General features: G+C 47.3%; 18 protein-coding genes. 15 read left to right on the plus strand and 3 right to left on the minus strand.

Going from position 1 to position 22,985, the window contains the following annotated elements; translation table 11 throughout:
- Nucleotide 1: 1 nt before the first annotated feature.
- Complete coding sequence (locus ACWI_RS06175) at nucleotides 2-766, minus strand: threonine/serine exporter family protein (protein WP_070370556.1); 765 nt, start codon at nucleotides 764-766, stop codon at nucleotides 2-4.
- Nucleotides 766-1,965, minus strand: coding sequence for a bifunctional phosphopantothenoylcysteine decarboxylase/phosphopantothenate--cysteine ligase CoaBC (coaBC, locus tag ACWI_RS06180; RefSeq protein ID WP_070370599.1), 1,200 nt, complete (start codon nucleotides 1,963-1,965; stop codon nucleotides 766-768). The genes ACWI_RS06175 and coaBC overlap by 1 nt, the downstream gene beginning before the upstream one ends.
- Nucleotides 1,966-2,136: 171 nt before the next feature.
- On the opposite strand from coaBC, the gene ACWI_RS06185 reads away from it, so the two are divergent.
- The 15 genes from ACWI_RS06185 to ACWI_RS06255 all read left to right on the plus strand — a co-directional run bounded on the left by ACWI_RS06185 (nucleotide 2,137) and on the right by ACWI_RS06255 (nucleotide 20,792).
- Nucleotides 2,137-2,766: an ECF transporter S component gene (locus ACWI_RS06185; protein WP_070370557.1), complete on the plus strand. Its 630-nt coding sequence runs from the start codon at nucleotides 2,137-2,139 to the stop codon at nucleotides 2,764-2,766.
- Nucleotides 2,767-2,922: 156 nt separating this feature from the next.
- Nucleotides 2,923-4,920: a bifunctional metallophosphatase/5'-nucleotidase gene (locus tag ACWI_RS06190; RefSeq protein WP_070370558.1), complete on the plus strand. Its 1,998-nt coding sequence runs from the start codon at nucleotides 2,923-2,925 to the stop codon at nucleotides 4,918-4,920.
- Nucleotides 4,921-5,098: 178 nt separating this feature from the next.
- Nucleotides 5,099-5,578: a nucleoside deaminase gene (locus tag ACWI_RS06195; protein ID WP_228882886.1), complete on the plus strand. Its 480-nt coding sequence runs from the start codon at nucleotides 5,099-5,101 to the stop codon at nucleotides 5,576-5,578.
- Entirely contained in the window at nucleotides 5,571-6,707 is a 1,137-nt protein-coding gene (locus tag ACWI_RS06200) for a DUF362 domain-containing protein (protein ID WP_070370559.1), read from the plus strand. Before ACWI_RS06195 ends, ACWI_RS06200 begins: the two co-directional genes overlap by 8 nt.
- Before the next feature lie 530 nt (nucleotides 6,708-7,237).
- The gene (gene ilvC / locus ACWI_RS06205; RefSeq protein WP_070370560.1) at nucleotides 7,238-8,230 is read left to right on the plus strand and encodes a ketol-acid reductoisomerase; all 993 of its coding nucleotides are present in this window, start codon (nucleotides 7,238-7,240) and stop codon (nucleotides 8,228-8,230) included.
- A 203-nt stretch (nucleotides 8,231-8,433) separates the two neighbouring features.
- Nucleotides 8,434-9,987 (plus strand): 2-isopropylmalate synthase, encoded by a 1,554-nt coding sequence (locus ACWI_RS06210; RefSeq protein WP_070370561.1) that lies wholly within the window; start codon nucleotides 8,434-8,436, stop codon nucleotides 9,985-9,987.
- Nucleotides 9,988-10,003: 16 nt separating this feature from the next.
- Nucleotides 10,004-11,587 carry a citramalate synthase gene (gene cimA, locus ACWI_RS06215; protein ID WP_070370562.1) on the plus strand — a complete coding sequence of 528 codons (1,584 nt, stop codon included), beginning with the start codon at nucleotides 10,004-10,006 and terminating at the stop codon, nucleotides 11,585-11,587.
- Nucleotides 11,588-11,776: 189 nt separating this feature from the next.
- Entirely contained in the window at nucleotides 11,777-12,838 is a 1,062-nt protein-coding gene (leuB, locus tag ACWI_RS06220; RefSeq protein WP_070370563.1) for a 3-isopropylmalate dehydrogenase, read from the plus strand.
- Nucleotides 12,839-13,026: 188 nt separating this feature from the next.
- Entirely contained in the window at nucleotides 13,027-14,691 is a 1,665-nt protein-coding gene (gene ilvD / locus ACWI_RS06225) for a dihydroxy-acid dehydratase (RefSeq protein ID WP_070370564.1), read from the plus strand.
- 140 nt (nucleotides 14,692-14,831) lie between these two features.
- Complete coding sequence (gene ilvB, locus ACWI_RS06230) at nucleotides 14,832-16,493, plus strand: biosynthetic-type acetolactate synthase large subunit (protein WP_070370565.1); 1,662 nt, start codon at nucleotides 14,832-14,834, stop codon at nucleotides 16,491-16,493.
- A 485-nt stretch (nucleotides 16,494-16,978) separates the two neighbouring features.
- Entirely contained in the window at nucleotides 16,979-17,677 is a 699-nt protein-coding gene (locus ACWI_RS06235) for a YveK family protein (protein WP_070370566.1), read from the plus strand.
- Nucleotides 17,677-18,486 (plus strand): CpsD/CapB family tyrosine-protein kinase, encoded by an 810-nt coding sequence (locus ACWI_RS06240; RefSeq protein ID WP_070370567.1) that lies wholly within the window; start codon nucleotides 17,677-17,679, stop codon nucleotides 18,484-18,486. Before ACWI_RS06235 ends, ACWI_RS06240 begins: the two co-directional genes overlap by 1 nt.
- A gap of 90 nt (nucleotides 18,487-18,576) precedes the next feature.
- On the plus strand, nucleotides 18,577-19,209 hold the full coding sequence (locus ACWI_RS06245) for a hypothetical protein (protein ID WP_070370568.1): 633 nt from the start codon (nucleotides 18,577-18,579) through the stop codon (nucleotides 19,207-19,209).
- 46 nt (nucleotides 19,210-19,255) lie between these two features.
- Nucleotides 19,256-19,912, plus strand: a complete 657-nt coding sequence (locus tag ACWI_RS06250; protein ID WP_084633532.1) for a class D sortase — start codon at nucleotides 19,256-19,258, stop codon at nucleotides 19,910-19,912.
- A 1-nt stretch (nucleotide 19,913) separates the two neighbouring features.
- A complete protein-coding gene (locus ACWI_RS06255) occupies nucleotides 19,914-20,792 on the plus strand; it encodes a hypothetical protein (protein WP_070370570.1) in 879 nt (292 codons plus the stop codon).
- Nucleotides 20,793-21,215: 423 nt separating this feature from the next.
- On the opposite strand, the gene ACWI_RS06260 is transcribed toward ACWI_RS06255, so the two are convergent.
- Entirely contained in the window at nucleotides 21,216-22,823 is a 1,608-nt protein-coding gene (locus ACWI_RS06260; RefSeq protein WP_070370571.1) for an IS1634 family transposase, read from the minus strand.
- Between the last annotated feature and the right edge of the window lie 162 nt (nucleotides 22,824-22,985).

Below are 22,985 nucleotides of genomic sequence, written 5' to 3' on the forward strand. Positions count from 1 at the left end.
TTCAACCTCCCCAGAATGGTCGTAACAAACTTAATGGAACGGCGACCCCGGCAGCAATGGCGGCGCCGATCAGCAGTGCTTCAATGCCTTTGGTCAGTCCGGAGAGATAGTCCCCGGCAATAATGTCCCGGATCGAATTGGTGATCGCCAGCCCGGGTACCAGGGTCATAATCGAACCGATAATAATGGTGTTCATATTGGTGGTCAGACCCAGTCCGGTGGCGGTAACCGCAACCGTGGAGGCAATGAGCCCGCCAACAATATTGGTAAAAAAAACATTGGCTTCAAAGCGTCCCATAATGTCCATTTGCAGTTTAATGCCAATACCAATCAAAAATCCGATTCCGCTATCGACCAGGCTGCCGCCAAAAAAGAGCGTGAACATCTGGGAAATAAAGGCGAAAGCCAGGACATGAAGATAATAAGGATAAGAAGGGATGGTATCGATACGCCGGATTTCTGCGATCAGGTCTTTGTAGTTGGTGGGTTCATAGCAGATCTGACGGGATAAATGATTAATTTCTGAGACCTTGGTCAAATCAATTTTACGGGAATGAATTCGTTGGGTTCGGGTCAGGGGAACCTCCCCCTCCAGGGTAACCGAGAGTATGATGGTGGTGGGCACAACAAAAATTTCTGCTTCTTTGGCGCCCAGGGCAATACTGATCCGATGCATCGATTCCTCCACCCGGTAGGTTTCAGCACCATTGGAAAGAAGGATCACCCCCATTTCCATGGCCACATGACTGAGCTGGGTAATGGTCATTACAGTTCGTCCTGGATGGCATCAAGAATCCGGTGGGCAACCGCATCCTTAGACAAAAGTGGCAGGGCTTCGGTTTTTTCCAGGGTGATAATCGTCACCCGGTTGGTGGTGGTATTAAACCCGGCACCTTTTTCCTTTAAATTATTGGCCACCATCATATTCACATTTTTGAAATAAAGCTTTTCCTTGGTATTTTCAATCATATTTTCAGTTTCCATCGAAAAACCGCAGATAAATTGGTTGGGACGTTTCTTTTCACCAATAGTTTTTAAAATATCAATCGTCGGCGTCAGATGAATGACTGCCTTTCCATCGCGTTTTTTGATCTTTTCCGTGGCCACGTCGCTGGGTTTGAAATCAGCAACGGCAGCAGCCTTAATGACAATATCGGTGGTTTCAAAATGATCCATCACCTGGGAACACATGTCACTGGCGGAAACAACCGGAACAACATTGACAAAGGCCGGAGGTGTGATGGCGGTTTTGCCGGTGATCAGGGTCACATTGGCACCTCGCAGCATCGCCGCTTGGGCCAGGGCATAACCCATTTTTCCGCTGGAATGATTGGTGATGTAACGAACCGGATCGATGGCTTCACAGGTGGGACCGGCCGTGATTAAGATGTTTTTGCCTTTGAGATCATGAAAAAAGGCAATTTCCCGGAGAATGTGGTTGATCAGCAGCTCTTCATCGGGGAGTTTGCCAGCGCCGACATCTTTACAGGCCAGCATCCCGACCGCCGGATCGATGATCTGATAACCCAGTTTTTTAAGACTGTTCAGATTATTTTGAACAATCGGGTTTTCGTACATGGCGGTATTCATGGCTGGGGCAATCAGCTTGGGACAGTGGCAGGCCATGATAGTTGTGGTGAGCATATCGTCAGCAATCCCGGCATTGATTTTTCCAATGACATTGGCTGAAGCGGGTGCCACCATAAAAAGATCGGCCCGTTTGGCCAGACTGATATGGGCCACATCATAACGGATATTGCGGTCAAAGGTGTCCACAATACACTTATTACCGGTTAAACTTTCAAAGACCAGGGGGGCGATAAATTCCTGGGCGTTTTTGGTCATGATGACTTGAACATCGCAGCCCATTTTGGCCAGACTGCTGGCCACATTGGCCATTTTATAAGCGGCGATGCTTCCGGTAATACCCAGAACAACGGTTTTATTTTTTAATAGATTTTTCATCGGCTTTCCTTTTCCAACTGTTTTCATTAATTTTCATAATCATTATACCAAACCCGGGGGCCAGAAGTAAATCCAGGATCAAAGTAAATTTTTATTGAAAATAAATAAAAAAGACGTTAAAATATAGATGCATTGTATCCGGCTTGACTGGAACGATAGCAGGAGGTAAAAATGAAAAATATCAAGACCAAGGATTTGGTCAAGTTATCCTTTTTTGTGGCGATTATCGTTTTGTTGGCAGTTACCCCATTTCTTGGTTATATCCCGCTGGGATTCACCCGGGCGACCATCATTCATATTCCCGTCATTATTGGCAGCATTATGCTGGGGCCGTTTTATGGTGCTTTTCTGGGATTTGTTTTTGGACTGACCAGCCTGATCAATAATACCTTTAACCCGACGGTGACGTCCTTTGTGTTCACTCCCTTTTATTCGCTGGGAACCTATTCCGGTAACTTCTGGAGTCTGGTGATCTGTTTTGTTCCCAGAATTCTGGTTGGTGTGGTTCCTCATTATGTCTACACAGGCATGAAAAAGATAAAAAACAACGATGTCTTGGCGCTGGGCTTTGCCGGGGTAGCCGGATCGCTGACTAATACTCTACTGGTGATGAATTTTATTTATCTGTTTTTCGGACAGAGCTATGCTGAAGCCAAAAATGTGGCCGTGTCCACCTTATACGGTGTCATCCTTTCGGTTATCGCCATCAATGGTTTGCCGGAAGCGATTGTAGCGGGAATACTCACAGTCGCCATTTGTAAGGCGTTGTTGCGGTATACCGGAAAACCGGCGCTGCAATAAGTCTTGGTACATAAATTTTAAATTTGCAAAAAAACTGTTTTGGGTTTACTCCCCGGAGCAGTTTTTTTATTTAGTAAATCGGTTTTATTACTTTGCGATCCCGTAGAAAAAATATATAATGGGTATAAAATACCAGAAAGCCAAAAAGGAGTTGTGATGAAGAAGATTAACAAAGTTCTTGGTTGGGTATTGGTGTTAATGATGGTTACTGGCTGTTTTGGCACCACCGCCTTTGCCGCCACCGTCAACGACGATCAGACCATCACCCTTAAGATCATTCATACTAATGACACCCATTCCCGTTATAGTTACAGTGTTAAAAACAACACCATCGGTTATGCCAAGCTTAAAACCATCATCAATCAGGAAAAGCCCGATCTGGTGGTGGATGCCGGGGATATTTTTCATGGCCAGTCCTTTGCCACCATCGAAACCGGCGGTTCGATTGCCGAACTGATGGCAGCGGTGGGTTTTGATGCCCTTGCACCCGGCAATCACGATTTTAATTATGGCAGCGCCCGGTTACTGGAGCTGAGCACCATGGCCAATACTAAAATTTTAGGCAACAATGTGACCTATAGCGAATCCGGCAAGCCCTTTTTTAGTGACGATTATCTAATTAAAGACATTGTTGTGGATGGTGAAGTCATCCGAATTGGTGTCTTTGGATTGATCAGCCCGGATATTTACTCCGATACGGCCCCGGCCAATGTGGCGGGGTTGACCTTTGGTACCCGGGAATCGGTGCTGGTCGCCGCTCAGCAATCGGTGGCGGCGCTGGAAGCCCAGAACTGCGATGTGATTGTTGCCCTGACCCATATCGGTGATTCGGATAATGGCACCTTAATGCGCAGTGATGCCATCGCCGAGGGCGCCCCGGGAATCGATGTGATTGTTGATGGTCATACCCATGATGTCGAAAACCGCGAAGTCAACGGCACCCTGATTGTTCAGACTGGCTGCTACTCCAGTGCCGTGGGTGAGGTTGAATTGACACTGAAAAAAGCAGTGGCGCTGGCGGGCCGGATCGAAGTTCCGGAAGCGGAGAATTGGGAAGTAGCACCAACCGAAACAGTAGCAGCCAGCGAAACCGCAGCGGATGACGAAATCACGGCAGAACTACCTGAACTGGAAGTGTCAGAAGAAATCCCAGCGGAAGCTGGATGGGAAGCAAGTGAGAGTGATGAAACCGACGTCGAAGGAATCCAAGTTTCAGATGAAGAACGTATCGAGTCGCCGACGCCAGAGATTCAACTTGATGCGACGGAAGTTACCTATACGGTTGTGAGTAAAACCGAAAACCTGACGACCGTTGCTCAGGCAACCGATGAGTTGATTCCCGCTGACCCAACGGTAACAGCCTTAACAGTAGCGATTGAAGCTCGGGAAGATCCCATCAAAAAACAGGTGGTTGGCAATACCCCGGTTAAACTGGGCGGTGCCACTGAGGATATCTGGCAGGATGTCCGGCTGGGTGAGTTGAATCTCGGTCGAGCCTTATCTGATAGCTATCGCTTTGTTACCGGTGCTGAAATTGCTGTGGAAAATGCCGGGGGAATCCGGGCCCAGATTCCAGCCGGGGAGATCACCAAAGGTCAGGTGATCGACGTCCTACCCTTTGGTAATTATCTGGTGACCAAGCAGGTGACCGGAGCAGACATCAAAAAGATGCTGGAAACCAGCATCGAAATCGGTGTTAACAACCAGATTGCCAAAGACAAAAATGACAATTCCTGGCCCGGCAACAGCGGCAGCTATCTTCAATGGAGTGGCATCACCGCCGCCTATGATTTAACGAAACCAGCGGGCCAACGGGTGTATTCGGCCAAGGTCGGTGGAGTGGATTTGGACCCCAATCGCACCTACACCCTTGCCTGCAATAATTATCTGGCCACCAGCAAAGACTACCCGGGCTTACAGGCGGCAGCCATCATCAATGAGTATTCAGCCTGTGACGAAGCCTTTATCAACTATCTGCAGAACGCTGGTAACGACCGTTTTATGGCAGCTATTAACACACCTAATGTAACCGCCGGAACCGCCCCGCAACCGGTACCCAATCCGCAGCCAGTGCAACTGGGCCAAAAGCAGTCGGCCAATAATCCCCGTACCGGCTATGGACAATGGGGCTGGGGACTTGTTTTAGGCAGGTAATTACTAAAGTGTGCGGAGCTTTGCTGCCTGTTTACATCAAAAAATTTTCACACTGTTCGGCCTACAGGCTGTGGCCTGTTCGCCTACACGTTACAAAATTGTTTATGAAAACAGACATCAAAGCAATCGAGTTTTTCGGTGTAAATTACCGAATTGCTTTGATGTTCAATGAAGGGAGGTGCCATCTATCGACAAAAAATACAGCTTTCAGGAGCTGATGGCCCTGGCCATCGAGACCGCCAAAGCCGGGGCCGAAAAAGGCGAGGTTCCCATCGGGGCAGTGCTGGTTTGCGATGGCAAGATCCTGGTCCGGGCCCATAACCAGAAAGAAAGTCTGGCCGACCCAACTGCCCATGCCGAAATGCTGGTGATCCGGTCCGGGGCCGAAAAACTGGGGCGCTGGCGGCTGGACGACTGTCAGCTCTATGTTACCGCCGAACCCTGTGTGATGTGTATGGGGGCCATTATTCAAGCCCGGATTCCGGTGCTGGTTTATGGTGCTGCCGAAAAGAAATTTGGCGGGGTCGAATCGACGGCCCGGCTGGGCCAACACCCGATGCTCCCCAAACAGATGGCAATCTACCCGGGTATCTGTGAACAAGAATGTGAAGAAATACTGAAAGATTTTTTCAAACAAAGGAGAAATGAAGATGAGTAGCAAATCAAAGGTGTATTTTACGACCTTACGGACAACGGGTTCCAATAATATTTTAAAAAAGCTGGAAAAACTGGTTACTGCCGCCGGGATGAGTGAGATCGATTTTGAAAACAAATTCGCAGCCATTAAGATCCATCTCGGTGAACCGGGAAATCTGGCCTATTTAAGGCCCAACTATTCCAAGGTGATTGTCGATATGGTTAAGGAAAAAGGCGGCAAACCCTTCCTGACTGATTGCAACACCTTATACGTGGGGCGGCGCAAGGACGCCCTGGAACACCTCGATGCCGCCTACGAAAATGGTTATAATCCCTTCACGACTGGTTGTCATGTTATTATCGGCGATGGTCTCAAGGGTACCGATGATATTGAGGTTCCGCTGACTGGCGGCGAATGTGTCACCAGTGCTAAAATCGGCCGGGCGATTATGGACGCCGATGTCTTTATCTCAATGACCCATTTCAAAGGCCACGAAAACACCGGCTTCGGCGGCGTCCTGAAGAACATCGGGATGGGCTGCGGTTCCAGGCGGGGCAAGATGGAAATGCATTCCAACAGCAAACCCTTTGTCAAAGAAAAGAAATGCCGCAGCTGCAAGATGTGTGGCAAAATCTGTGCCTTTGGGGCCATTTCCTATCGGGTTGAGGATGGCAAAGCCCGGATCAAGGATGAGCTCTGCGTTGGCTGCGGCCGCTGTATTGGGGTCTGTCCCTTTGATGCCATTTCGCCCAAATATGATGAAAGCAATGATGTCCTCAATAAAAAAATTGCTGAATATACCAAGGCGGTGTTGGATGGCCGTCCGCATTTCCACATCAGCTTTGTCATTGATGTTTCTCCCAACTGTGATTGTCATGTCGAAAACGATCTACCGATTATTCAGGATGTTGGCATTTTTGCCTCCGTCGATCCGGTGGCCCTGGATATGGCCTGCGCCGATGCCTGTAATAAGGCCCGGATTCTCCGGGGCAGCTGTGCCGAGGAGCGGATTATCGAAAGTGAAGCCGAGGATCTCGCCAATCTTGATGTCTTTACCCTGGTTCACCCCGAAACCAACTGGCAGGTCTGTGTTGATCACGCTGTCAAGCTGGGGCTGGGCAATAAGAAATATGAGATCACCGAGGTTTAAGCCTTGGCTTTACGATGGTTTAAACTAGAAACCGATATCATGATTTCTCTGATATTTTGTGATTGACAAAGGCAGAATAAATCGATATAATGACTCAAATACTTAAAGTAAGTAAAATAATAATCAAATAAAACAACTGCTATGACCAAGAGAAAGATACCGATAATTGTATTTAAGAGAGTTGGAGGATGGTGTAATTCCAATAGTACAATGGTATGTAATACTCACTTGCGAGCTGCCAACCTGAACATTTACCCAATTAGTAGGGAAGGCCGTGATCCCGTCCGGGATGTCAACGTTAAATGACTATGGTTAGGTTCGCCTTGCGTTCAGACCAGAAGAGGAAATAGTTGTAAAGCTATTTTAAATTTAGAGTGGTACCGTGGATACTGATATCCGCCTCTGTTGTTATACAGAGGCGGATTTTTTTAGTTTACACAACTAACGTGAGTATATAATGGTCACATCAAGTGAATTTATATAATTAGAAAATTAAATTATTGAAGCATTTCAAGGAGGAAATTTAAAAAATGGCAAAATTATTTTACGATGCGGATTGTAATCTGGGGTTACTCGATGGAAAAACAGTTGCAATTATTGGATACGGAAGTCAGGGTCATGCTCATGCCCTGAACCTGAAAGAATCAGGGGTCAATGTCATTGTTGGTCTTTATGAAGGCAGCAAATCCTGGGCGATTGCTGAAGAAGCCGGCTTAAAAGTTATGACTGCCGCTGATGCCACCAAGGCTGCGGATATTATCATGATTCTGCTTCCTGATGAAAAACAGGCAGCAATCTACAAAGAAAGCATTTTACCAAACCTTGAAGCAGGCAACAGTCTGGTTTTTGCCCATGGTTTTAATATTCATTATGGCCAGATTATTCCCCCAGCTGACGTTAATGTTTTCATGATCGCACCAAAGGGACCAGGACACACCGTTAGAAGTCAATATCAGGAAGGCCGTGGGGTTCCCTGTCTGATTGCTGTTTACCAGGATCCATCCGGCAATACCCATGATCTGGGTCTGGCTTATGCATCCGGAATCGGCGGCGGCCGGGCTGGTATTCTGGAAACAACCTTCAAAGAAGAAACCGAAACCGATCTTTTCGGTGAACAAGCGGTTCTTTGTGGTGGGGTTACTGCTTTAATGAAAGCTGGTTTTGAAACTTTAGTTGAAGCCGGATACCAACCAGAAAGCGCCTATTTTGAATGTGTTCATGAAATGAAACTGATCATCGATTTAGTTGTCCAGGGTGGACTGGGCTACATGCGTTATTCCATCAGTGATACCGCTGAATATGGTGATTACATCACGGGCAGCAAAATTATCACTGAAGAAACTAAAAAAGCCATGAAGGGTGTTCTTAATGACATTCAGGATGGTACCTTTGCCCGTAACTGGATCCTTGAAAACCAGGCCAACCGCCCATACTTCAACGCTGTAAGACGAATTGAAACAGAAACTCAGGTAGAAAAAGTTGGCGCAGAATTACGAACCATGATGTCCTGGATTAAAAAATAACAGACACAAAAAGGATAACCCAGTACCGACAATTGTTACATCATGTTGTACGCATCGGAGCGGACACGGCGTAGCCTGTCCGATTCCGTAGCGAACAACAGATTAACAATTGGTCGGTACGGTAGTTTATCGACAACCTCAAAGGCAGAAGTCCTTCTGCCTTTTTTTATAACAAAAAAACAAAATAATTAGGAGGAGATGCAATGAGCAGAATAGTGAAAATATTTGATACCACCCTTCGAGATGGGGAACAGTCACCGGGTTGCAGTATGAACCTGAAAGAAAAATTAGAGATGGCGAAACAGCTCGAACGTCTGAAAATTGACGTCATTGAAGCCGGGTTTGCCATTGCATCTCCTGGTGATTTTGAATCGGTTCAACTGGTTGCCAATGAGATTAAAAATGCCACGGTGGCCAGTCTGGCCCGCAGTACCGAAAAAGACATTACTACCGCCTACGAAGCCTTAAAAGGGGCGGTCAACCCCCGGATTCATTATTTTCTGGCAACCTCGGATATTCACATGGAATACAAACTGCGGATGTCCCCGGACGCGGTGCTGGAAAAAGCCATTGCCATGGCCAAATTTGCCCGCAACCTGTGTGGCGAGGTGGAATTCTCTGCCGAAGATGCCTCCCGGACCCGACCGGAATTCTTATACCAGGTGCTGGAAGGGGTAATCAATCAGGGGGTTACCATTGTCAATGTCCCTGATACGGTGGGTTATACCACCCCTGGTGAATACTTTAAATTCATCGAGGGCATCCGCAACAACGTCCCCAACATCGACAAGGCCACCATTTCGGTTCATGTTCATAACGATCTGGGGCTGGGAGTGGCCAACTCCCTGGCGGCCATTCAGGCCGGGGCCGGTCAGGTGGAATGTACCGTTAATGGCATCGGCGAACGGGCCGGCAACGCCGCCCTGGAAGAAATTGTCATGGCCCTGAAAACCCGCTATGACGTTTACCAGGTGGATACCAATATCGACACCACACAGATTTATCGTTCCAGTCGCTTGTTATCCAAGTTGACAGGGGTTCGCGTCCAGCCCAATAAAGCCATCGTCGGCGAAAATGCCTTTGCCCATGAATCCGGTATTCATCAGCATGGGATGATGGCCAATAAAGAAACCTATGAAATCATGACGCCGGAATCGATTGGCTTAAAAGAAAACAAAATGGTGCTGGGTAAACACTCTGGCAAGCATGCATTTGTTGATAAACTGACCTCGCTGGGTTATACCTTAAGTGATGAAGAAGTACTGGATTTATTCAATCAGTTCAAGGTTCTGGCGGATAAGAAAAAAGTTATAACTGATAAAGATATTCTGGCCTTGGTCGAACAAAAACAATTGGCCATTCCCGAGGTTTATTCCCTGGATCGCTTTGTTATCAGCACCGGGAATACCATTTCCACCGCTGCCACCATCCGCTTACGGAAAAATGGTGATCTGATCGAAGCGGTATCGCTGGCCGATGGACCGATCAGCGCCGGGTTTAAAGCCATCAGTGAATTGGTTGACTGTGAACTGACCCTGATTGATTATGGGGTGACCGCTGTTACCGATGGCACCGATGCCCAGGGTGAAGCCCAGGTAAAAATATCCGACGGCACCCATGTCTACCATGGCCGGGGACTCAGTACCGACATTATCGATGCCAGCCTGAAAGCCTATGTTGACGCCGTAAACCAGATGCTTTACATAAAAGACAGTCAAAGCACAGAAACCCAGGAACAAGTAAGTTCAAAACCGTGATAAGGGGGAAATGGGAATGTCAGAAAAAATATTAGTCTTTGATTCAACCCTCAGAGATGGGGCCCAGGCCGAAGGAATATCTTTCTCGGTAGAAGACAAAATCCGGGTGGTTGAAACCCTGGATAAAATGGGAATTGATTACATTGAAGCCGGAAACCCCGGTTCCAACCCCAAAGATATTGAGTTTTTTAATCGCATCAAAGGGATCCGCCTAAACCATGCTAAGTTAGTGGCTTTTGGCAGCACCCGCCGGGGGGGCATTGCCGTTGAGGATGATGCCAATCTCAAAGCGATTCTGGAAACAGAAACCCCGGGGGTAGCTATTTTTGGCAAAAGCTGGACCTTTCACATTACTGATATCATCAAAACGACCCTGGCCGAAAATCTGAAAATGATCGAAGAAACAATGGCCTATTTAAAAGCTCAAGGAAAAGATGTCACCTTTGATGCTGAGCATTTCTTTGACGGTTACAAAAACGACCCAAATTACGCTATTGAAGCCCTGCTGGCGGCCCAGGAAGGGGGCGCCGATTGTCTGGCCCTCTGTGACACCAATGGCGGTACCCTGCCCTATGAAATTGAGAAAATTGTCACTGACGTCCGCCAGAAATGTCGGATTCCCCTGGGGATTCATTGCCATAACGACAGTGGGCTGGCGGTGGCCAACTCACTGATGGCCGTTCACGCTGGTGCCCGTCAGGTTCAGGGAACCTTCCTGGGCTATGGCGAACGTTGCGGCAATGCCAATCTGGCCACCATTATCCCCAATCTCCAGCTAAAAATGGGTTTTCAGTGTCTGGCTGATGCGGAACTTCAAAAACTGACGTCTTCAGCGATTCGGATTGCCGAAATTTCCAATTATGCCCTGACCGGGCGGGAACCCTTTGTCGGTAAATCAGCCTTTGCCCACAAGGGTGGCATGCATATCGACGCCGTTATGAAAAATCCGGCTTCTTTTGAGCATGTCTCACCGGAAGCAGTCGGCAACGAACGGCGGATTCTGATGTCCGAAGTTTCCGGCCGTAGCACCATTATCCAGCTGATCAACGAGGTTGACCCGAGCCTGACCAAGAAGTCCGACGAAACCACCCGGGTGATGGATCGCATCAAAGAGCTGGAATACCAGGGCTATCAGTTTGAAGGGGCCGAAAGCAGCGTCAAACTGCTGATCCGCAAAGAGCTGGGGATGCACAAGCCATTTTTCACCCTGGAAGATTTCAAAACCATTGGTGAACAAACGCATACCAAAGAAGCCCTCAGTTCCTCAGCGGTGGTTAAAATCAACGTCGACGGTCAATCGGAAATCAATGCGGCTGAAGGGGATGGTCCGGTCAATGCCCTGGATAAGGCCCTCAGAAAAGCCCTGGAAGTCTTCTATCCCAAAATCAGCGAGGTCCGCCTGACCGACTTTAAGGTCCGGGTTATTGATTCCAAATCTGCCACTGCCTCCAAGGTTCGGGTGCTGATTGAAAGCTCTGATGGCGTGGACATCTGGACCAACGTCGGGGTTTCCACCGATATTATCGAAGCCAGTCTGATTGCCCTGATTGATTCCATTGAATATAAGCTACTTAGCGATGAAGAACGAGCTGCAAATTAACAAAGTAATCTAAATCATGTCTAGTTGGGGCGGTCATCTCTCCCTGAACATCGCCGTTAATTATTAAGCACAAGGGGACGGTTTTTCTTGTGTCAACTATCAATAATTTAACCGGAGGACACAAAAGAACCGTCCCCTTGTGCGACCACAATTTATAAAATAAAAACTGAAACATAACGAGGAGAACAAATGAATTATAAAATAGCCGTAATTCCCGGTGACGGGATCGGCCCTGAAATTGTTGGGGCCAGTATCAAAGTTTTAGATAAAATTGCCGAAAAATTTAACCATACTTTTGACTATACCGAGGTTCTGGCCGGTGGTGCCGCCATCGATGCTTGTGACAACCCATTACCCCAGGAAACCGTGGACATTTGTCTGGCCAGTGACGCCGTGCTGTTGGGTGCCCTGGGTGGGCCTAAATGGGACAACCTACCGGGAGATAAACGACCCGAAGCCGGTCTGCTGGGGCTGCGAAAAGCCCTGGGCCTCTATGCCAACCTGCGACCAGCGATTCTTTATCAGGAACTCAAAGCCGCCTGTCCGTTAAAACCGGAAATCATCGGTGAGGGTCTGGATATCATGGTCGTCCGGGAGCTGACTGGCGATGTCTATTTCGGCGAAAAAGGCCGAGAAGGCGATTTTGCGGCCTGGGATATCATGAAATACACCCGGCCGGAAGTGCTGCGAATTGCCAAAAAGGCCTTTGAAATTGCCATGAAGCGTGATAAAAAAGTCACCAATGTCGACAAAGCCAATGTTCTGGAAGTTTCCCGCTTCTGGCGCAGTTGTGTGGAAGAAGTGGCCAAAGACTATCCCGAGGTCGAACTGAACCATTTATATGTGGATAACGCTGCGATGCAACTGGTTATCAACCCCAAACAGTTTGACGTCATTGTCACCGGCAACCTGTTCGGCGATATCTTATCCGACGAAGCCAGCATGATCACCGGTTCCATCGGGATGCTGCCATCCGCCAGCATGGCTGACGGCAAATTCGGGATGTTTGAACCGATTCATGGTTCGGCTCCGGATATTGCCAATCAGGACAAAGCCAACCCGATTGCCACCATCGTTTCGGTAGCGATGATGCTGCGCTATTCTCTGGATCTGACTACCGAAGCCGATGCCATCGAAGCCGCTGTTCAAAAAACCCTGTCCCAGGGCTACCGCACCGGTGATATCTTCAGTGAAGGGATGACCCTGGTTGGCACCGTTGAAATGGGCCAGAAAATAATCGAAAACCTTTAGAAATTTCTGAACGAACATAAATTTCGGTTTGTAGTGGCGGTTGTCAACCGCCTGCCGCCCCGGTAATTCAAATCAAAAAATATTTATTTTGTAGGGGCGAGGGTCTGACCCCTTGGTCATCCGTGATCGCCCGCACCCTCAATTCGAGTTATTAGAAAATATCAAAACCATAACAGAAAGGATATCAAATGAAAAGTGATCGTGTAAAAAAAGGCGTCGAAACAACGCCGCAACGTTCTTTATTCAAAGCGATGGGTTATATCGACGAAGAACTGGAGCAACCTTTAATCGGGGTGGTCAATTCCTTTAATGAAATTATTCCCGGTCATATCCATTTAAATACCATCACCAAAGCGGTCAAGGAAGGCGTTCGCATGGCTGGGGGAACCCCCATCGAATTCCCGGCTATCGGGGTATGCGATGGCATCGCCATGGGTCATGTCGGGATGAAATATTCCCTGGCGTCCCGGGAACTGATTGCTGATTCCATCGAAATCATGGCCACCGCTCATTCCCTTGATGCGCTGGTTTTGATTCCCAACTGCGATAAGGTGGTTCCCGGCATGCTGATGGCCGCCGCCCGGCTCAATATTCCCGCCGTGGTGGTCAGTGGTGGTCCGATGCTGACCGGTAAAGCGGTGGGTCAGAAAGACACCGACTTAAATACTGCCTTTGAAGCGGTGGGGGCTTATAACGCTGGTAAAATTGACGAAAAAGAGCTGAAATCCTTTGAGGACTCGGTTTGCCCTGGCTGCGGGTCCTGCTCGGGAATGTTCACTGCCAACAGCATGAACTGCCTGACTGAAGTGTTGGGGATGGGATTGCCTGGCAACGGCACTATTCCCGCCGTTTTTGCTGAACGGGTCCGATTGGCTAAAAAAGCCGGGATTCAGGTCATGGAAATGTGGAAACGGGACATCAAACCCCGGGATATTATGACCGATGCCAACTTCAGAAATGCCCTGGCCTGTGATATGGCCCTGGGCTGTTCGACCAATAGTATCTTGCATTTGCCAGCCATTGCCAATGAAGCCGGGGTCTGCATTGATCTTCAGGAAGTCAACGAGATTTCCGCCAAAACCCCCCACCTGTGCAAACTGGCCCCGGCCGGAAATCACCATCTGGAAGATCTATACTTTGCCGGTGGCATTCAGGCCGTGATGAAAAGCCTGGCCGATGCCGATCTGATCGATACCAGTTTAATGACGGTGACCGGCAAAACCATTGCTGAAAACCTGACCGGTGTCTACAATAAAAACCAGGAAGTCATCCGTCCACTGACCAATCCCTACAGCCCCACCGGTGGACTGGCGGTGCTCTTTGGTAACCTGGCCCCGGATGGTGGTGTGGTCAAACAAGGGGCCGTGGCACCGGAAATGTTAAAGCACGAAGGCCCAGCCCGGGTGTTTAACTCCGAAGAAGAAGCGACCGCTGCCATCAAAGCCGGTAAAATTGTGGCCGGTGACGTGGTGGTGATCCGTTATGAAGGCCCCAAAGGCGGCCCGGGAATGCGGGAAATGTTGTTCCCAACCTCGGCCATCGCCGGCATGGGACTGGATAAGGATGTTGCCTTAATCACAGATGGACGTTTCTCGGGTGCCACCCGGGGCGCCTGTATTGGTCATGTTTCGCCGGAAGCGGCGGCGGGTGGCACCATCGGTTTGATTGAAGAGGGCGACATCATTGCCATCGATATTGTCAACCGTTCTCTGGCCGTAAAGGTGGACGATGCCGTTCTGGCTCAGCGTAAAGCTGCCTGGGTACCGCTGGAACCCAAGATCAAAACCGGTTATCTGTCCCGCTACGCCCGACTGGTAACCTCCGCCTCCACCGGCGCCGTCTTTGAAAAATAAAAAAATACAAAAACTGATAATAAACAAACCTGAATTCTGGTTCGTAGGGGCGAGGGTCTGACCCCTTGGTCATCCGTGATCGCCCGCAAACGACCTGATAAGCTAACCAATCTCAACCAAAACAGAAAGGAAGTGAAGATTTGAATAACAAAGAATTATTATTAGGGTCGGAAATCACCGTCCGCTGTCTGGAAGAACAGGGCATCAAACATGTCTTTTCATTCCCCGGCGGGGTGGTCATTCCATTATTTGATGCCTTCTACCGACTCGACCATGATATTACCGAAATTGGCCCCTGTCATGAACAAAATGGGGTTCATGCCGCCGACGGCTATGCCCGAACCAGTGATACGGTGGGGGTCGCCATTACCACCTCCGGCCCCGGCGCAACCAATGCCATCACTGGGATTGCCAATGCCTATTTGGATTCAGTGCCGCTGGTTGTCATCACCGGGCAGGTGGCTTCACCTTTGCTGGGCAAGGATTCCTTCCAGGAAATTGACATCACCAGCGTGACCATGCAAATTACCAAGCATAATTATCTGGTCACCAAGGTAGAAGACCTGGCCGACACCATCCGGGAGGCCTTTGTGATTGCCCAATCGGGACGGCCCGGCCCGGTTGTAATCGATATTCCCAAGGACATCTTCCTGGCTAAAACCGAATACCAGAAAATGTTTATCCCCAAGTTGCGCCAGATCTATCCGGACATCAAGGAATCAAAGATTTTAGAAGCGGTAACCGCTATTAACAAGGCCCAGCGACCAATGATCTATGCCGGTGGCGGGGTGCTTAAATCCAAGGCTCATGAAGAACTGCTGGCCTTTGCCGAAAAATCCGGCATTCCGGTGGCCAACTCGCTGATGGGCCTGGGGGGCATTCCCCGGGATCACGAGCTGTCGATGGGTATGGTGGGGATGCACGGCTTCCAGGAAACCAATCTGGCGGTTATCAATTCCGATCTGCTGATCGCCATCGGCGCCCGCTTCAGCGACCGGGTCACCGGTAACTGCGATGCCTTTGTCCGCAATAAAACGATCATCCATATCGATGTGGATCCCACTGAGTTTGCCAAAAATATTCCCGCCGAAATTCAGATTCAGGGCAATATCAAAGATGTGCTGCCACTATTGACCAAAGACATTGAAGAAAAGACCTATCCGGAGTGGTATAAAAGAATTAAAGAATGGGTTATTCCCTGTGCCGAAAAAGGGGATTACCACCCCAAGAATATTCTTAACACCATCAACGCCGCTTACCCGGAAGCCTTTGTGGTCACCGAGGTGGGCCAGCATCAGATGTGGGTGGGCCAATACTGGAACGTCAAGCGTCCGGCTCAGTTTATTACCTCCGGCGGTTTAGGCACCATGGGCTATGGACTGGGGGCATCCATCGGCGTTAAACTGGCCAATCCCGATGCCGATGTGCTGCTGGTGGCTGGTGACGGCAGTTTCCGGATGAACTGTCAGGAGCTGATCACCGTCAGCAAGTATAAGATTCCCTTAAAAATCTTCCTGTTTGACAACGAATCATTAGGGATGGTCCGGCAATGGCAGAAGCTCTTTAGCGACAAACGCTATGCCCAAACCGACATCGTTCAATGTACCGACTACATCATGCTGGCAGCTGCCAGTGGGATTCCCGGCTACAAAGTCACCAACATGGACGAACTGAATCAGACACTGGAAGCAATCAAAGATCAACCGGGCCCCTTACTGGTCCACGTCAAGATCTCCAACGAAGAAGGGGTTTACCCGATTGTCCCAGCTGGCTGTGCCATCGACGAGATTTATTACGAATAAAAAGAGACCGAAAAAAAAATCACCGTGAGCTTAGCATCACGGTGATTTTTACTTCCGACAATTTAAAAAAAAGTTGCTTCAAATGATTTATTCATATATACTTTTAAAGGACGAATTCAATTAAGCAAAATTAAGCACTTGCGAGACACAACGGACAATGTGTCAATAAAGCACAGGGGGATGGTTCTTCTTGTGTCAACATTAATTATTTACCGGAGTGCATAAGGGAACAAGCCCAGGGGGATGGTTTTTCTTGTGTCAACAGCAATTATTTACCGGAGTGCATAAGATGACAAGCCCAGGGGGATGGTTTTTCTTGTGTCAACAGCAATTATTTACCGGAGTGCATAAGATGACAAGCCCAGGGGGACGGTTTTTCTTGTGTCAACATTAATTATTTACCGGAGGACACAAAAGAACCGTCCCCCAGTGCGACCCTGTGCGACCCCTGTGCGCCAAAAATGTATAAAAGAAGGGAATTGTGAATGGAAGAAATAAGCTTAAGAGAGATACTGGATCTATTACAGGAAAATTGGAAGATGATTGTCATCATTACCCTGGTTCTGGTAGGGCTGGCAGCAGCGGTCACGCTGTTTTTTATTGACAAAACATATAACAGCAGCACCACCCTGATTGTAGGCCGACCCGAAGGTTATACCAGTACCGTTTCGGATACAGCCAATGAATTGCGGATCAATCAGCAACTGGTTGGAACCTACAGCGAAATTGCCAAAAGCAAGTCAGTCATGACAGAGGTGAACTCAGCCTTGAATTTAGGACTCAGCGATGGACAGCTGGCCGAAATGATCACCGTTTCCACCGTCAATGATACCGAGTTGATAAAAATCAGCGTGACCTCAGAAGACCCGGTGCTGGCGGCATCGATTGCCAACAAAACTGCCGAAAAATTTATGACCAACGTGGCCGAACTGATGAAGATCAATAACCTTCAAATTGTCGATGAAGCCGTTGTGAACAGTGCCCCGGTGGGCCCCAATTTAAAGCTTAACATGGCCATTGCCTTTCTGATGGGAATTATCTGCAGTGTGGGTATCATCTTTGTGAAAGAAGCCTTGAACACCACTGTTAAAACCATCGATCAGCTTAAAAAACTGGCTGACGATGTGTCAATCATTGGTGTGATCCCAGAATGTGACGAATTGACATTAAAGGGAGGAAATTAATGCAAAAGACAATTGTTACACATTTAACCCCAAAGTCCCCCGTTTCTGAAGCCTTTCGGAACATGCGGACCAATATATTGTTTTCTGATATCGATAATGAACGGAAGGTTCTGGCCATTACCAGCAGCGGTGGCAGTGAGGGAAAAACCACTATCCTGGCTAATTATGGGGTGACCCTCTGTCAAAGCGGCAAGCGGGTCTTAATTGTCGACTGTGATTTGCGAAAACCGCAGGTTCATCGGCGTTTTGAGCTGGATAATACCACCGGTTTAACTAATCTGTTATTAAAAGAAATTAAAACCGTCGACGCTTTCCGGCGAATTGAAGTCCCCAATCTTTTTGCTATTTCCGCCGGACCGATTCCCCCCAATCCTTCAGAAATTCTGGCCAGCCGCCGGATGGCAGAAGTAATCGCTGAATTAAAGCTGCACTTTGATTATATCCTGCTGGATACACCGCCCTTGGGGATGGTCACCGATGCCGCTGTTTTAAACCCGGTGGTTGACGGCTATATTGTACTGGCGTCACTGGGATCGGTACACCGGGATGGGTTACTCCATGTGTTGGACACTTTGTCAAAAATCAATGCACACGTGGTTGGCATTGTAGCAAACAAGGTACCGGTATCAAAAAGATTTTCCAAATACGGTTACTATAGCGCTTATGGTTATTATGGCGATGAAAGCAAATCGGACAAAAAAGCTAAAAAAGAAAAGAAAAGATGGGGTAAAGCAATCAGTAAGCCCAGCAGTGAACCAATGATTGAGCAGAATTTTGAACAGAAAGCTGAACCTGTCAGCATTGACTAGCAGATCATAAAATCAATACAATAGTTGACATGAGCTCAGTTAAAATGCTAGAATAACTCAACAATCATTAAAAACACGAAGGAGGGTTTAATGAAACGAACATGTTTAAAACTTGTTATGATGCTCATGGTGGTGGGAATTTTTTTGACATTCGGGTCAGTGGTTTTCGCCAGCCCCAATGATCAGGTCATTGGGGCGGTTGAGGGGTCATCCCTGCCAGGTTCCTATGCATCCCAGATTACCAGTTTTCTGAGAGATTCCGATAAGGTGCTAACCCAGGAATCAGCTGATGCCATCTGTGGTAATATCTATGCGGCGGAAAGCGTTCTGCAGCAGGCGATGGCCAATGGTGGTCTGACTGATGCTGACATGATGACCATTCAAGGGTATTTTGATGCCGCCTGCGGTGCCGCAGACTATGTGGTTGCCGATGTGTCGACCCAACCCGGCGGTGGTGCCAGTGTTACCGTTTACGATCCGGAATCTCAGAAATCAGCAACCATTCAGGGGAATGCTACCAGTGTGGCAGGATCTTCTTCAGCCGGAACCGTGGCAGCAGCCAATGGTGGAGCCACAACAGAAGTGAAGGCCGCAGCGTCAGGAACCACCGTGATCACCAAAACCGGCCTGGATAACCGCTTGTTTATTGTTGCCGGATTGCTGGCCTTGCTGACAATCGGAATCAGCATTGTTGTTTATCGTAAAATCAAGACCCAAGCATAAAGCATATGAACGAACCAACAAATATAGAATTAGAGAGAATAATGAGATGATAAAAGAGAAGACAAACAGATATAACGAGTCCTCTCGCAGCAAGAGAAAAAGCAAGGTGGGGGCATTATGGTTTGCCCCCGTTTTTCTTTTATGCGTCACCTTGATTGTCCTGACATTAGCCTGCCGTCCCTATATCGATTTCGCCTTTTCAATGGCCAGAATGTTTTTAGTCGATGAGCGGTTAACCTACAATGGCGAGACAATCACCACCGCACCGGGAGCGTTTCCCTCTTTCGGCGAGGAATTCGGAAAACTGAAAATTGAAAAAATAAGTTTAGTCGGCCCCCTTTATCAGGGAGATACTGAAGAGGTGCTCAGCAAGGGGATCGGCCATTTTTATGGATCGGCCCTCCCGGGCGAGGGCTCCAATGTGGTTTTTAGTGCCCACCGTAATACCCATTTTGCCCAGCTCGGCGCTTTGACCCCTGGCGATCGGATTACCCTGGATACTTCCGGCGGAGTCTTTGTCTATGAGATGGTGGATGCTGTTATTATTTCTGAGAATGACGAACAGTATGTGATGCCAACCACAAATGAGGTGTTGACCCTGCTGACCTGCTACCCCTTCGATTTTATCGGAGAAACCACGCAGCGTTATATCGTTCGCTGTCGCTTGATCAGTGGCCCAGAAAATGCCTGGGGAGGTGTCTAAAGTGTCAATTGCAAAAGATGTACTGAGAATTCTGATCGCCTTTTTTCTGGGAATGGTGTTAATTGCCTTTCAGACTGTTTTATTCCTGGATATGATCCTGCTTAACCCCATTTCATATTATGAGTATGTCAACACCCCAGCCTATTATGACAAACTCAAAGAACAGATTGATTTTGGCCTGGAAGAAGTGGGCCGCTATACCAATATTCCCGGGGAGGTGCTCACCAGTGCCGTCACCGATACCGAAATCAAAGATTATTCCCAAACTGCTGTTAAAGAGATGATCGCTTATTTACGGGGGGACAGACTGGACTATACCCTAAAATATGATACCACCAAGCTGAAAGCCAATATTGAAAGCTACGCCAAAGACTTTGCAGCCCAAAAGAATCAGCCCTACAACGAAACCCTGGTAGCTGAAGTCGAGCGGATCAGCAGTATGGCAGGAACCCGGATTGAAACCTATACCATGATCATTGATCCAACCTTGCTGAAACAAGTTGGAGTCGATAAAAAAATCCAGCTAGTGCTCAGCAAAATAAGGATGGCTGAATTGGCTTTGATTGTAGCAGCAATGGTGCTGATCTTACTATTATGGCTGACCAATAAACATCATCGAATGCGAACCCTCTGGTGGACCGGTTCATCATTGATGGTCAGTTCAGTTGTTTTACTGATCCCCGGTCTTGTTATCAATTTCATGAATGTGGCTGGCCGGGTGGGATTAAAAGACAGCTACGTTACCTGGGTTCTGGAACGCTCAATCAACGCCATGCTCATGAAATGGAATCTGATGCAGACCTTGTTTCTAGTAATTGGAATCCTGCTGATGGTGATCTATCTTTTATACCGTCGCAAGCAAATCAAAAAATCAAAGTAAGCATAAAGAAAATCAAGAAACTTTGACATTTGCTAAAAATCCGATTAATTTATCATAAATCATTTCAAAAAAAAAGAAAAAATCATGTCACACAACTTGCCACAGATTGATATGTTTTTTTTTTTATGTTAAAATTAAGAAAACATGGATAAAAACTATAATTTAATTAGAACAAGTAAATTATTCTTAATAATGACTTAAAGAGTTAAGCGTAAGCACAAGGGGACGGTTTTTCTTGTGTCAACCAATAATCATTCCACCGGAGGACACAAAAGAACTGTCCCCTAGTGCGATTCGATTATGTACAGGTAAAGGAGATAATAATGTCAAAATCAAAAAAAGACCGAATGAATCGAATAGTGGCGTTGATGGTGTTAGACCTGATGGCCTTTTCAGCTTCATATTATCCTAGATTCCCGGAATTTATAACGAGGGAGGATCAATCCCCAAGGCTTGATAAAGATCCTTTTGCTTTTCTGTAACTTCACCAAGTACTCGACCATGCCCGGGGGCTTCAAACAGTTCAATCAGATCCAGTTCATCAATTAATCCCTGCAGTGACCATTTCTCAAAAAGACCGGCATCCTGCATCCGTTTTTTCACGTAGGATAAATAAATAAGCGCAATAAATTCGATAAACAGCTTGCCGTTTAATGATAATTCTGAAGAAACTTGCATTCTTCGAAAATTCAGCCGTTCTTTTAAGTTGCCGAATCCCTTTTCGACGATATCTTTGCTACGATAGATCGACAATGCCTCGAACGGGTCGCTGACTTCATTTGAAAGCAATGCGAAATAGCCATAATTCCTGGCAGCTTCCCGCATGACATCCTCTTTAGGGACGACTTTACGACCACGCTTCGGTGTGTCAGTAACGGTAAAATACCGGTCATAATCCTTGCTGCGGTAATCCTTGCGTGAATTATTGATCAAATCGTTGTAAAGGCTGGTGTAATAGTCATTCATGTCAGCCTGATCCTTTGCCGCTTTTTCCGGATTATAAAAGAGCAACAGATAGGCACGACGTTTGTCTTTGATTGTATCCCCTTTATAGGGCCGTTCCTGTTCGTAATCCCATGAAATGGGTCGGCATATCCCATGGGTTCCGAATTGGGTTTCCAGACTCGTCCAGAGTTGCAGATTAGCACGTTCTTCTTCGAGAACGCTTTTGACAAAATTCAGGCCAAGTTTCACGCCGATGATGAACTTCTGATGGTTTTTATACAGTAAATCAATGTTTTTCTTACTGTAGAAGCCACGGTCTAAAACGACCCGAATTTTTTTATAACCCATGACATCGAACTCGGTCATCAATTGTTTGATGGTTTTGACATCAGTAATGTTTCCCGCCAGTTTGCGATAATAAAAGGGCAGGCCGGATTCTTCGCCGAACAACAATGCCAGGTTGATTTGCGGCAAGCGGTCATGTTCCTTATTTCGGCCTTTTTTCACCTGGCTGAGCACTTCAGAATAGCTGGAGATGGAAGTAATATCAAAAGCCCAGTATTCCTTTTCAATCCGTCGCCGACCTTGTTTTTCGAAAAAACGCATCCGGTTTTCTTCATCAATGGATTGGAACAACTCACTGCTCCGTTGCGAAGGAATATCTTCACCGTAGGGATGGATATGAAGCTTTTGCCAATGTGAAAATCGACTCAATGCGTTGTTTTCTTCCAGGATTAGATAATAGGCAATGGACTGAATCTTCTTGTAGTCTTCAGGAAAACAATCCTTGAGATCAGCAGTCAGCCCAAGTGCTTTACCGATCTGATCGAACAGGTAAGTAGCCCCGAAAAAGCAACGTTGATATTTTGTGATTGCAACCGGACCGGGTTTTGCCGGTACCAATTCAGCTTTGTGATCCTTCTTTTTATAGCTACGAGTCGATATTATATCTCCCGTTACGGGATCAACTTTACCAAGAAGTTTTCGTTTTGCTCTGGATTGCTTCTTTTCTTTATCCCAGTATGATTCATTCTGATAAGCATAGGTAATTCCAGTTTTTTTGTTTGTCTGATAGATAATCCCCATAAAGCTATCACCACCCTCGTTATACATTATAATATATAACGAGGTAAAAGTAAATACAAAACAGGCTTAAACCATTGATTTTAAAGGGTTTTTAACGAAATTTCTCGTTACACTTTCCGGGAACCTAGGATATTATCTCGCCTACTTGCTTAGATTTAACTT

Source organism: Acetobacterium wieringae (assembly GCF_001766835.1).
GTDB classification, from domain to species: Bacteria; Bacillota; Clostridia; order Eubacteriales; family Eubacteriaceae; genus Acetobacterium; species Acetobacterium wieringae.